General features: G+C 38.0%; 10 protein-coding genes. All 10 read right to left on the reverse strand.

Annotation, left to right across the window (positions count from 1 at the left end):
* Position 1: 1 nt before the first annotated feature.
* The gene (locus tag GX654_02505) at positions 2 to 991 is read right to left on the reverse strand and encodes a glycosyltransferase family 2 protein (protein NLD35717.1); all 990 of its coding nucleotides are present in this window, start codon (positions 989 to 991) and stop codon (positions 2 to 4) included.
* A gap of 10 nt (positions 992 to 1001) precedes the next feature.
* The gene (locus GX654_02510; GenBank protein ID NLD35718.1) at positions 1002 to 1907 is read right to left on the reverse strand and encodes a glycosyltransferase; all 906 of its coding nucleotides are present in this window, start codon (positions 1905 to 1907) and stop codon (positions 1002 to 1004) included.
* Between the two features lie 14 nt (positions 1908 to 1921).
* Entirely contained in the window at positions 1922 to 3148 is a 1227-nt protein-coding gene (locus GX654_02515; GenBank protein ID NLD35719.1) for a glycosyltransferase family 4 protein, read from the reverse strand.
* Positions 3149 to 3827: 679 nt separating this feature from the next.
* Complete coding sequence (locus GX654_02520) at positions 3828 to 5201, reverse strand: O-antigen ligase domain-containing protein (GenBank protein ID NLD35720.1); 1374 nt, start codon at positions 5199 to 5201, stop codon at positions 3828 to 3830.
* A complete protein-coding gene (locus tag GX654_02525; protein ID NLD35721.1) occupies positions 5201 to 7957 on the reverse strand; it encodes an AAA family ATPase in 2757 nt (918 codons plus the stop codon). The genes GX654_02520 and GX654_02525 overlap by 1 nt, the downstream gene beginning before the upstream one ends.
* Positions 7958 to 8018: 61 nt before the next feature.
* On the reverse strand, positions 8019 to 8978 hold the full coding sequence (locus tag GX654_02530) for a hypothetical protein (protein ID NLD35722.1): 960 nt from the start codon (positions 8976 to 8978) through the stop codon (positions 8019 to 8021).
* Between the two features lie 400 nt (positions 8979 to 9378).
* A complete protein-coding gene (locus GX654_02535; GenBank protein NLD35723.1) occupies positions 9379 to 9711 on the reverse strand; it encodes an STAS domain-containing protein in 333 nt (110 codons plus the stop codon).
* Positions 9712 to 9749: 38 nt separating this feature from the next.
* Positions 9750 to 10178, reverse strand: a complete 429-nt coding sequence (locus tag GX654_02540; protein NLD35724.1) for an ATP-binding protein — start codon at positions 10176 to 10178, stop codon at positions 9750 to 9752.
* 22 nt (positions 10179 to 10200) lie between these two features.
* The gene (locus GX654_02545; GenBank protein NLD35725.1) at positions 10201 to 11388 is read right to left on the reverse strand and encodes a response regulator; all 1188 of its coding nucleotides are present in this window, start codon (positions 11386 to 11388) and stop codon (positions 10201 to 10203) included.
* 599 nt (positions 11389 to 11987) lie between these two features.
* Positions 11988 to 13191 (reverse strand): M23 family metallopeptidase (locus tag GX654_02550; protein ID NLD35726.1); only part of this gene is annotated, 1204 nt, incomplete at its 5' end.

The following is a 13191-nucleotide window of genomic DNA, read 5'->3' on the forward strand; positions in this document are numbered from 1 at the left end:
TTTATTTACTTTTATATGACCTGTATACTTCACACAATGTAGCCATGATTTGGTTCATGATCTGTTTTGAGTTTTCTCTCTTATTATGCGCTTTCAATGAATTACTATGCAGGTTTTTTATATATACTACTGCATTCCAGAAAAGCTCTATACCCAACACAATAATAGCATAATACCACCCATAAAATTTTTGGTAATATTTCCATTCACTTTCAAGACGTATTTTAAGTATCTGTTTGCCATTTTCCGAAAAAGTGCGGTCAGATTTTTCTGCGCTTTTTCCTCCCAGATGCACTATCTCTGTATGTGGAAAATAGAACACATCCCATCCTGATCTTTTCGCTGCAAGGCAGTAGTCTACCTCTTCAAAATAGAGGAAATACCGGTCATCAAGATATCCTATTGAATCCATTGTTTCCCTGCGTATGAGAAAATAGGCACCTACAACCCAGCCAACACGCAGTGGATATGAATGATCCCACCATGTATAATCTACCCTGCCAAAAAAGCGCGATTTTGAATAACGGTCAGAAAGCCCTGTAATGGTGAGAAATTTATTCAACGGTCCTGGAAGCATACGGGCAGATGGCTGCATCCTGCCGTCCGGGTCTGTGAGTTTACAGCCAAGTATCCCGGTATCAGGATGCTGATCCATATATGAAATAGTCTTTTCAAGGGTATTTTTTCTAATAAAGGCATCTGAATTCAATAAAAGTATATACCTGCCTTTTGCTATCTTCATACCGGGGATATTGCCGCCTGCAAAACCTCTGTTTTCTTTAAGTCGTATAAGCCTGACCCACGAAAAATCAGTTTCGATCATTTCAGCGGAACCATCCTTTGACCCATTATCAACTACAATTATTTCAATATCTATTCCTGTTGAATTCTCTTTAACGCAATTGATACATTCTTTAGTTAATTCTCTGGTGTTAAATGAGACTATAATTATGGATATGTCAGGTATTGATTGGCTATCATTATTTAACATATTAACACCCTTACAGATCATGGCTTTCCTTATTCAGACTCCCCTGTACAAAGCCTGTTGTCCAGTATGATAACCCTATTAGAAATAGAGGTAATGACCTGATAAACCGGAAGATATGAAGCGGACCAGCATTTATAATCCTTGGAATAATCCGACAACATTTTATAATAAAAAATAGAGGTGCAAAGATGAAAGGAAATAACCCTTTTTGAGAAAAACTTCCTGATTCCTTTTTCCTGTATATTGCAACATATTTTCCAAGCAGTTTTTGATTCGCAAAAAAGCTTTTCCAGTTTTCCCTGAAAATATGGGAAACAGTTATTTCAGGCACAAACCAGACCTTTTCAAACCTGCCTATATTTTTTCCCAGTATTACATCCTCAGATGCCCTTATATCAGGAAAACCTCCGGCCTTTAAAAACACTCCCCTTTCACAGAACAAATTACAACTAGGAACGAACATCTTTACCCTGTTGACTCCAACAGGCAGGAATTCATTGAATTGAAGGTAATACTGTGCCAGGGCGATGGATTTGCACCTTTGAAAATCAGGAACCTCTATTCCTCCCCCACCGGTTAAATAACCTGATTCATATGCCTTTTTAATTTTGTTCAGAAAAATAGGTGAAGGGACAACGTCGGAATCAATGAATACAAGTAAAGTACCACTTGATTGACTTACCCCCAGATTTCTGCCTTCAGAAGGAGAGAGTCTTTTTTCCGATCTGATAAATTTTATAATCTTTAATGAACCATATTGAGAAATAATACTCTCCATATTTCCATCATCAGAGGAATCAACCACAATAACTTCATAACCATCAATTTTTTCCTGGTTAATTATTCCTTCGAGTGCATGCACCAGTGTCTTTGATGAGTTATATGAAGGTATAATTACTGAAATCTGTATGCACATAATATGTTTTTTTATCAGAAAATATTTGAGAAAAATTCAGCCATCTGTTTACAGTTCTTTTCAAGATCATACATGGTTGAAACTTTTTTTCTTGCATTTGTTCCTATCTTTTCCTGAAGCTGCCTGTCTTTTAAAAGTAATTCGATCTTGTCAGCAAGTGTAACAGAATCTGATGGGGCAACAAGCAGGCCATCTTCATTATCATTAATCAGTTCAGGAATCCCTGTTATACGGGTGGTGATACATGGGATCTCTTTTGCCATTGCCTCCATTAAGACAACAGGGACACCCTCTGCAAAGCTCGGAAGGACAAACATATCAGCGTTATCATAATATATTTTTACAAGATCCTGCCCCAGGGCACCAGTAAAGGTGGTTGAATCATTGACGTTAAGATCCCTTGCCAGTGACTCAAGAGATACACGATCAGGCCCATCTCCAATAAATGTCAGAATAAAATTTATTCCCCGCTTTTTTAAAAAAGCACAAGCCTCTATAAGGATATGCTGACCCTTGGCTGGAACAAGCCTTCCAACACAAAGTATGTTAGGAACTTTATTGTTACAGGGTTGGGCAGGTGTGAATTTGGATATATCAACACCGCAGCGTATTATAAAAAATTTATTCCAGAAATTATAAGGTACAATTTTTATCAACTGGCTTTTACAAAAATGGCTGATACATCTTACCTTTGATGCCCTTGTTATCTTATCTACGATAAGGTTATTATCTATGTTATAGAAGATATCCGGGCCATGAATACTCAGGCTGAATGTAAGAGTACCGTAACAAGCAGCTATCATAGCGACTGTAGCAGCAGGATTTGCAAAATGGACATGGATATGATCCACACTGTGATTCAATGCCCAGTTCGCAAGTATACCCGCCTCAATAAAATAACCAATTGTTTTTAAGAGACCGAAATGACCTTTTCGCGAGAATTGGCAGGTATTAGTCAACATTGAATAATAGCCGGATGGAGACTTGATCAAGAGTTTAAGATGATCAAGCAGTATATTAATTTTTGTTCTGTTTTTTATATACAATGTATTTTCCGCATCTATTTTTTCTTCATCGGTCATTTTTATCAGCATCTCCGGTCTTCTGATGGATGCTGTTTTAATATCAAGACCGCTTTTCCTTAACTCCTGAACCTCTCTGAAAATAAAGGTATGAGAAATAGCCGGATATTCGCTTGCGAGATAGGCCAAAGTTTTATTGGAAGTCTGTATTTTGTTCATATCATCACCTATAATATTAAAACAGTAAGTTATTGAACATTTACTGTTAGTTTTTCCTTTCAAATATAACGAGCAGGAGTGACATAATAAGCCCGTTGATCTTTTTTATTAGAATCGTAAAGATGGCGCGTGTATGAAATAAGAACAAATATTATTATTGATATCTCGATCCACCTTTCTGTTCGGAAACCCAGAATTCTAATATTCATCAATTGATCAATAAAATGCAATGAAATTGAATTAATAAGGTTAAAGGCAAATAAAATTATCAACCAGCGTATTACATGTCCGTTATAGCTAAAAATGCCTGAAGAAGATACCTCATTAATGACAGCAACTAGTAATAATATTGAGCAAATACCGGTTATTGAGATAACCTGAAATGAATAACGATTATTATACCATCCCTGATTATTTGCCATAATTCGTATGTTATCCATTAAGGTTTTAGATATATCAAAGACACATGATATCAGGATCATAAAAATAGTAATTGAGATTATTATCCATATTAATCGGTATCCATTCAGGTCTTGTGGCTTTACAATACGAGTTGATTTAGTCAGTGTATGGAGGCTCATTAAAAACAGTGAAAAATAGCCTGCTCCTATTAATAAGTTGATTACATTCATGCCATATAACAGAAAAACTTTCCCTGCCATTTTTTCCCGTTAAAAAACTATAAAAACCTTGGTTGATAGATCATTTTACCAATAGTTTCTAAAAGAGGTATTTTCTGATTATCTTTTTCCTCTAAAGACTCTTTGACCAGTCCGGTAATTCCTCCAGACGCGACCATGAAAATAGGATTAACCATTGCATTAAGCAGACTGTCAATCATATATAGACCCAGCAGTACTGAAAGCATTGTGACTGGTATTACTTTTTGATGAAACAATTCATGAGGCCTGTATAATTTCATAAGAATAAATACTGGGGTAAGAATTGATGACATAAGGGCAGCAAGCCCAATCATACCATTTTTTCCAAATACAATAATCCAGAGACCATCGGTGATCGTTATATCCTGACCTTCCTCATCATAAACCCTTGATCTACCCCATCCACCCCAGCCAAAGATCTTTTTTTCAAGTGCCTTTTCGATAAGTATGTTTTCATTGTCAATTCTTGTCCACAGAGATTGTGCCCTTTCCTTATCATGTTCGTAAACAAACATGGTGAAGTTTTCCGCATTCCAGTAACCAGTAGCCCTTGTAGATACATAAAGGATCGGTAATAGGATAAAACATATAAATACAATATTCATTTTGATCTTTTTTGTTATCAGAAGAACAGTTGCTCCCATGATAAAAAGTGCTATGGCGCCTGTTGATTTACATAACACTGAAGTTATCAGCAGTAAAATAACTAGAATAGCGATAGGTATTCCTCTTACCTTTTTAAGTATACCGGTTACCCAAGCCCAGAGGCCGATCAGGGTAGCGCTTATCATCCAAATTCCAACCATTAAACCATGTTCCATGAAAACCATTGGTCTGAATCCGCCATACCTAATAGTCTGTACAAATGCGCGTTGATGGTATCCATAGAATATTCTATGTAATTGCGGGCTAAACCTTATCTCAACCCAGCATAATGGCATGTAAATAAGGCCACCTATAAAAATGCCGAAAGCAAATTCTTTAAGACTTTCAAGGTCATTAAAATAGATTCTTCCAATGAAATAGGGAAACCCCCATGTGACAGTCTGTGCCAGGGATTCTGAAATGCCATCATATAATCCAAGGTCGTTTGAAAGTGAAGAGAGGGCAGGGCAGAGGCACCAAACAATCATGGGAATATCGATTATTTTAAATCTGAAAGAAAAGATACTATTTGAATCAAAAATTAATGCTGCAATTAAAACCCCCCAGCAGGTAGCTGACATTTTTGTGTAATCTGGAAGCCCTGGAATCGGATACTCAGCCATAGGAAGGAACATCCATGCAAAAAGGAAGGATGTTATTACAGCACGTCTGGGTGGCAATCTTGAAAAAAGGCCGATAACAATCGGTATCCAGCCAAACATCATTATGGGAACAAGTATGTTCATTAGCCTTTTTCTCTCAGATTAATGATTTGCTGCTGGATTATCCTGATACTCCTCACACGTGAGGTCTTAAGTACCGTCTCCGGCAATGCTGTCAGCGCTTCGTTTGCTGACTGGTAACTTGGATATGTTCCATATATTACTGAGTATCGTTCTTCTCCTTTATACCGGTTTTTATAGATAGCTATTTCATCTTCTGACAGGGCATGGGTATGCACAAAGACCGGTAGGTCAACCTTTTGGGGTGATACTATTAGTTGTATTGTATAGAAAGACTTATCCTGCTTTAAAATCCATCGCTCGTTGTTTATACCAGGAGTATCATCCTTCTGTGATTTTTGATCTTCATCGCTGACTGTATTTATACTGCCTGACTTCTCAACATATGCAGTAGATGCAACATATGATATCAGCAGGGTCACCTGTACAAAGAGAAATAGTACAAAAATTGATTTGCATGCATTAATAATTATCCTGGGATTAACAAATTTAAATATTTTTTTGAAGGATAGTTTAAAAGAGCTCCCTATGGTATTAACAGACTGCCAGGACATCCTGAATAGAGGATAGGGTTCATCCTGTTCAGGGTGCATTGTTTTAAGAAATGTATTTCTGACCAATTCCTGAAAAGGCTGGATCAGTTTAACAACAGTTTCCTGGAATTTAGTATTGTATCTGGGAGCCCCAAGGTTTAATACTGCTGCAATCGCAGGGACCTCCAGTTTTAAGAGTGTTTGCCCTGCCATATATACATACTGGTAGTAACTGCGATCTGACTGTATAATCAGGGGGATAATATCTGCCTGCACTATCAGGAATTCAGCCAGATCGCTTATCAGCATTGGCATTGTGTCAATCAGGATAAAATCATATTTTTCTTTAACCTGTTTTATAACCTTTGATATCTTTGATCTGTCAAGGTTTACCAGCTCATCATCGCTCGGAAGATGCCCTGCCATCAATAGGTCTATTCCTCTTTCTTTATCATGTGATATACAGTCTGAAAGTGCTGTATGGCCTTTGATATAGTCCAAAAGACCTTTTTTCTCTCTCTTGATATTGACCAGCTTTTTCAGGGAAGGATTTGCAAAATTGGTTTCAATAACAAGGATTTTTGGGCAAAGTTTTGACATTGCATAGGCTGTGTTGAGCAGGATTTCTGTAACACCGCTTTGAGCGTCAACACCTGTGAACACAGCAATTTTTGCTCCATGATTCTGGCGTTCTTTATCAAATTTTATAGCAAGGCTGTGAATGGATTGTGCCACCTTATTTGTTGGGTCATCCATCAGCACCCGTGAGAAGGGTGTACCCTTCATCCCTACCTGTAAATAATCATCAATAGGCCTGTGAGGGAGTGTGCCCAGACTATTCAGAATATCTTTTTCATTGCGGATCCGGTCATCAAGTATATCAAACAGGGCACATCCTGCTGTAATGAATCCAAATGAAAACATGAAAATCAAAATAATGAGTTTTTTAAGATTATTACCTGAATCCATCCCCTGTATATCGGCCATTCTTTCAAGCCTGATTTTACCTGGGGCTTTTGATTCAAGCTTTAATTCATATATCCTGGTGTCTACCCTGTTAAGCTGGATTTTCATCTGCTCAAGGCTGGTTTCTACCTGTTTGCGTGTTAATTCCTTTGTTGTTATTTCAGCTCTTTTCTTAAGTAGCAGGTCCCGTTCTTTGAGGATTTCATCCTCAATCATTTTTGCAGCATTAAGTTCTGTTTCTGCATGAATGATCTTTTCTTTAAGTTCCGTCTCTCTCTTATCATATAAAAATTTCCTGGTGTCTTCCTTGATGATATCTTTCTGTTCTTCTGTGTATTTCTTTATCTCTTTTATCCTTGCCTCTACCTGATGTTTCCCTGGGTTATCATCTGATAGGCCGACCTGTGAATCCCTTAGTTTGTGCAAAGACTCCTGTGCAAGTATATCGAGTTTTGAAACGACCGAGTTCTGAACAACTACCTCCTCTATATGGGCATCCAGTGAAAGTGACTTTAGTGATTCAGCTTCCAGTGTTATTGCTTTAAGTCTTTTTTCCTTTTCTACTCTATCCCTGTATGCCTTTTCATAGGACATCTGGAATTGGGAGGCATCATCATTGCTGCCTGCAAATACACTGGATGCGATTTGTTCTGATATCTTTTTTAATTCGATGGTCTTTTTTCCTATTTCAGCATTCAGATTCTGTTTCTCGGTCTGGAGAAATGAGAGACGCCTGTAATCTTTTCCCTCTTCATCTTTCTGATATTCCTCAATATAAACCTCCATGATGGCATTGACCATCTCAACCATACCTTTATCATTATCTCTCAAAAGAGTCACATCTATGAAATGTGTGCCACGGGGTTGTTCTACCTTCAGACCACCCCCCAGCAGTCTTGCTGCAAAGGAGAGTGTCATATTGTCCGGTAGATAATGCTGTTTAATATCAGGAGAGAGCTTTTCTATAGCCTTTTCAAGTATCTTAGGGCTTTGTATAAGATCCAGCTGTGTATTAATGAATTGATTATAATAACCAGCTACTGATCTTTCATCTGTGCGGGAAATGACTGACTCAGATTCAGGCAATACCACAAGCTTGCCGCTGACCTGGTAAAATGAATGATTAAAAATAAATGCGATGGGAGACAGTAACACAAACAGGCTGCCACCAAATACAACAATCTTGAGCCAGTGCCGCATAATGGTGGCTACAGGGTCAAATGGTTTTTTCGGTTTTATGGTAATGTCCTGTTGCATCATATTATTTATTAAAAAATATATATAAAACTATTAGTAAAATCGGATTATCATGCTGTTTTCATTAATCCGAAATCTCATCCTGAACTAAATTTGCAGTAATAAAAGTCCTGAGAAAAGGGTCTATCTGCCTTAAGTAATAATTAAATGAAGCTATGCCCTTTTTAGGTACATAAATAATATCATTATCCTGAAGGGTCTGGTTTTGAACGAAATTACCATTCTTTAAAAATTCAGCAAGATTAATTATAATAGGGCTATTTTGCTCTCTCATATCCCTTATGAGGCGTATTTTTGTTTTATTTGCATTTTCAGTTGGCCCGCCCGCCTGGTTGATTGCATCAAGAAATGACATACCTGAGGTCTGAATAGGATAAGAGCCCGGATTATTAACCTCACCCATTACAAAGACAGATGCATCGGTTGAATCAGGTATATAGATAATGTCATTATTGGCAAGGCCTATGTTAAGTTTCAGGTTGGCTTTACCCAGAAGTTGAAGCAGGTCTATCCATATGATCTGCTCTTTACCCCTTATAATATAACATTTTGATAGAAAAGCGGATTTGTCAACAGTAGGGAGCCCTCCAGCCATAGATAGTGCCTCAAGTATGGTTGCATGCCCATCAAGGTGGATAATACCAGGATTACTCACCCTGCCTAACACATACACCTTGTTATTCATGTATTTGAGCACTGTGACCATCACAATCGGGTCAGAGTATAGCTTGGAGTATATCTCTTTAATGGATTTTGTTGCACTATTAACCGTATTGCCGCCAATATTAAATTCACCTAAAAGTGGCAGGGTAATCCTTCCATATGGCCCGACCAGATGCTCACCTGACAACTCCGGTCTGTTCCATACATCTATTTTAATCAAATCACCAGGACCGATGAAATACTCCTTTGCAAGATTTGCTTCATACATCTTAATAATCTCAGGGGTTGCATACTGAATCTCATCATTGTCCTTACCATTTAAAGACAACTTCTGGAGATCCCCTGGCTCTTTTGTCTCCATTTTTGATGAGACACACCCCTGAAAAAAAACAGAGGTGAGTAACAAAAAATAAGCAATATGATCTATTTTAATATTCCACATTTTATTTATATGTAAAACACCTGTTACTGCATGATATTACTGATAAAATACAATGCAAACCCTGCTTATGGAATGTTTGCATTATTCCTTTGTTTAATTTTGCAATATATGTACCATAATAAGGTATTTTGAATATATTTAATGATTATCAATATTGATATAAAATAAGCTAAATGCGAATAAAATTATTATCAAGAATTTAGTTAGTCAAAATAGGGGTGATGCAATGGAGAATTTTGCCAATATTATGACGTATAATGTCAAACAAAATGGCTATACAGATATAATATTGGCATAGGCAGCATGAGATATAAATAGGCTAAAAGCCCTTGATCGCTGTATCAGTATCATCAAATATCTGGAATACCCGATGCATTCTGGTTAATTCCAAAAGGGCTCTTATCTGGTTTTGCAGGGATGAAAGCCTTATATCGCCCCCTTCATTGTTAACAATTCTCAGACACGATACCAGGCTTCCCAGTCCTGAGCTGTCAATAAACTCCACATCTTTCATATCTACAACAATATTACAGATTTCTTTTTTTACCAGGGAAGAAACTGTGTCCTTGAAGCTTTTTACAGAAGCGGCGTCAAGTCTACCTGTTAATTTTACAACACCGACTTTGTCAATAATCTCTTCATTAATATCCATTTTTCTTAGCTCTCCAATCTTATATTGATAATATGTTTTTAATATCTTTTAAACATAACAAGATGATTTCCCTTGTCATCGCTCCTGTAGGTGACATGGTTCATAAATTCCTTTATAAAACCCAAGCCTCTACCGGATTCTGATAAATTAGCGGCATTAGGCATGTCATTATCCGTATTTTTGATGCCAGCATTTTCAAGAATATTTGTATTCATTGTTTTCCCATGGTCGCATATCTCGATCTCTATCAGGGTATCTTTTATTGTGAGTAATATCTCAACCTCATTATCATATTTACTGCTGTATGCATGAATTATGCTGTTATTGATTGCCTCAACAGTACAAAGCTCCACCTGAAATACCTGCATCTCTGTTAAAGGCGTAAGAGAACATATCTTGTTTATTGCCATACCGGCAAGAGCAACATTTTCAAGATCACTCTCAATTATTAACTTGATCTTTTTCAATATATGCCCTTTATTGTCCAAATTATTTCATTTCAAAGGCAAGGAGTGATATGTCATCATCAAAATCACCCCCGCCTTTCCATTCCTTTAAATACTTTTCTACGTCAGTAATAAGGCTGTGCAGAGATAAGCCCTTGTTGTTTTTTATAATCTCAGTAAACCGTTCTGTCGAAAAGGCGATGCCTTTATCATTCGGGCATTCTATTATTCCATCCGAATATAGAATAAACCTGTCACCACTTTCAAGATAAAATTCGTGCTCTTCATATGTTGCCTCCGGGAATATGCCAACAGGAAAACCGCCTGATCCGATGAATGATGCGGAGCCATTTTTTTCAATTTTTATGGGTGATGGGTGTCCTGCCTGGGTGATATTAACCTGGCCAGTCCTTGCGTTGATTACACCATATACCATTGTAAAATACTGCATAGAATCATCAGATGCCTGAAAACGCTGGTTAAGGTCTTCCACTACATCCTTTGGCCGTGTATACTCATAGTATGGAGGTATTATTAAAAATTTCTTTAGCGGGCTATCCTGATTGTCAATGGGTGAAAGGTACCTGCTTAATGTTATGGAGAGAAGGGCAGATGGAATTCCATGCCCTGCCACATCAAGAAGGTAAAAACCAATATAATCATCAACAAGCCAGAAGTAATTAAAAATATCCCCAGCCATAAATGCCGCTGGCATAAAAAGCCAGTCAAATTCAACACCGGATATCATGGCGTCAGATTTTGGTAGAAGACTTAATTGTATCTTTGCTGCCGCCTCAAGATCCTTCTTTATTTCTGCATACGTATCAGCCAGTTTACGGTTTTGCTCTTCCTTGCTCTTTTCAAGCTGAAGTATACGTTCACCAATGCGTATCTTTACAAAGAGTTCGTCCCTGTCATATGGCTTTACTATAAAATCATCTGCCCCTGCCTCAAGACCTTCTATCATCTCACTTTTTTCTTCTTTTGATGTAAGGATAACGATATAGACATAGTGACCAAGGTCCGCACTCCTGATCCTTTTACAGAGCTCAAGACCATCCATTTCAGGCATTATCCAGTCAGTAATAACAAAATTGATATTACTTTTCTGTAGGATTTCCCATGCTTCTTTGCCATCTGAGGCCATTGTAACACTGTACCCCAGCTTTGAAAGGAGTCTGGCTAAAAGTACCCTTGAAGGTAAGTTATCATCTGCAATCAGTATGTCCATAATGGTTGAAGCCTGCAATATTTAAGCCAGACATAACTAAGAACCATTTCCTTAATATATACGCACGTTTTACTTGTTCTACCTTATTAGACCTTAAAAAAACCAAATAAAATCGTTTATTATCGGAGCTTTCTCCGCCGTTTTTTTGACATGTGGAGAACTACTTGCAGGATTGTGGTTTACACCTATGATGATGTTTGCGGGCTTACAAGGAAGGCCATAACTGATCTTGTCCTTGAAAGTAAGACTATCATCGGATCAGCATGATTTTACCGGAATAATACTTGGAAAAGCTACTGGAGCTAATAAATAATTCAGGTAAAATTATGACAGCAGTTCAGCAAAGGTTATAACAACAGATTGGTAATAGGGGTAGACAGCCGCCTTCGCTAAAGCTTCTGCTGGCCAGGCACCGGTCTACCCTTCAAACCTTATAATAGATTCCTTTCTTTGTGATCAGAAAGGCCAGGGCTCATCCTGTGTGTTATTAACAACATTATCATAACATCTGCCTGAACGGGGCTGTGATATCTATTTGGAAATTTGATGAAAGCTGGAAAATGCGTTAAGTCCGGAATAGAGGATGCGAAATAGAGGTATTAGTCCAGAACAGGAGACCGATTATTTGCCTGTAAATTATTCAATTCATTCAAAGGGGGCTCCGGATTTTCATTTAGACAAAGGGTTTCCACTTCCTGTTTAAAGAGTAAAAATCTTTCCAGTTCATCATTTTTAAGAATTCTCCCTGATGGGGTCTTTATCGAAGCCGGGTTTACATTCTCCTTATTGTAAAGTACCTCATAATGAAGATGAGGCCCTGTGGAAATACCGGTTGATCCTACATAGCCTATTATGCTTCCCTGCTTTACTCTTACACCTTTTTTTATTCCTGGTGCAAATTTCTTCATATGCCCATAAACTGTCTGATAGCCGTTAGCATGCCGGATCCTTACATAATTACCATAACCGCCTTTTTTGCCAGCCATCTCTATAACGCCATCACCTGCCGCCATGATCGGGGTTCCGGATGGTGCAGCGAAATCAAGGCCTTTATGCATACGGGTATAACCCAGTATAGGATGGCGTCGCATGCCATAGCCGGAACTCAATCGTGCGCCATCAATGGGTGTTACCATAAGGGTTTTACGCACTGAACAGCCTTTTGCATCATACATATCTATCTCACCATCAGTGGCCTGATATCTGTAAATGGTGATCGGGTTGCCACTGGTATTGAGGGATGCATATAATAATTCACCCCCTTTAATAAAATTGCCATTTTTATCAACTACCTTCTCATAAAGTGCCTCAAAGCTATCTCCACTCTGTATGTCTCTTTGAAAATCGACATCATAGGAATAGGCCCTGATCATCTTGATAAGAATTTCTACAGGAATATCAGCGGCAAGGGCAGCGTTATAGAGACTGCTCTTTATTTCTGCTACTGCCTTGACTCTCTTTTTCTCAAGCTCATATAAAACTTCTTTTGATAAAAATGTACCCTCAGAGGAACGGGTTACCTGTATCTCCCTTGTAAGATCAGGTGCAAGGGTGAGACTGTGAAAAAAAAGAGTTCCAGAGGGGGGAGGGGTTTCAAAGTTTAAAATAATCTCCTGCCCCTGACGCAACTGCCTTGGATTAAACAGGTCTGAAAGAGACGATATAATGCTGTATGCATCCGTCCTTTCAATCCCTTCCCTTACAAAAAGCTCCATCAATGTATCACCAGGGGAAACTGTGATATTCTTTTTTACTATTTTTGGTAAAAGGGGCATATGCTTTTTGTCATTAGCGTCTGCTTCC

This window comes from Desulfatiglans sp. (genome assembly GCA_012513605.1).
Classification (GTDB): Bacteria; Desulfobacterota; DSM-4660; order Desulfatiglandales; family HGW-15; genus JAAZBV01.

What these genes read in the sequence shown, in the direction of transcription:
- GX654_02545 (NLD35725.1), bottom strand. Translation starts at nt 11,388, where the DNA reads ATGGACATACTGATTGCAGATGATAACTTACCTTCAAGGGTACTTTTA.
- GX654_02505 (NLD35717.1), bottom strand. Translation starts at nt 991, where the DNA reads ATGTTAAATAATGATAGCCAATCAATACCTGACATATCCATAATTATA.
- GX654_02515 (NLD35719.1), bottom strand. Translation starts at nt 3,148, where the DNA reads ATGAACAAAATACAGACTTCCAATAAAACTTTGGCCTATCTCGCAAGC.
- GX654_02520 (NLD35720.1), bottom strand. Translation starts at nt 5,201, where the DNA reads ATGAACATACTTGTTCCCATAATGATGTTTGGCTGGATACCGATTGTT.
- GX654_02535 (NLD35723.1), bottom strand. Translation starts at nt 9,711, where the DNA reads ATGGATATTAATGAAGAGATTATTGACAAAGTCGGTGTTGTAAAATTA.
- GX654_02510 (NLD35718.1), bottom strand. Translation starts at nt 1,907, where the DNA reads ATGTGCATACAGATTTCAGTAATTATACCTTCATATAACTCATCAAAG.
- GX654_02525 (NLD35721.1), bottom strand. Translation starts at nt 7,957, where the DNA reads ATGATGCAACAGGACATTACCATAAAACCGAAAAAACCATTTGACCCT.
- GX654_02530 (NLD35722.1), bottom strand. Translation starts at nt 8,978, where the DNA reads ATGGAGACAAAAGAGCCAGGGGATCTCCAGAAGTTGTCTTTAAATGGT.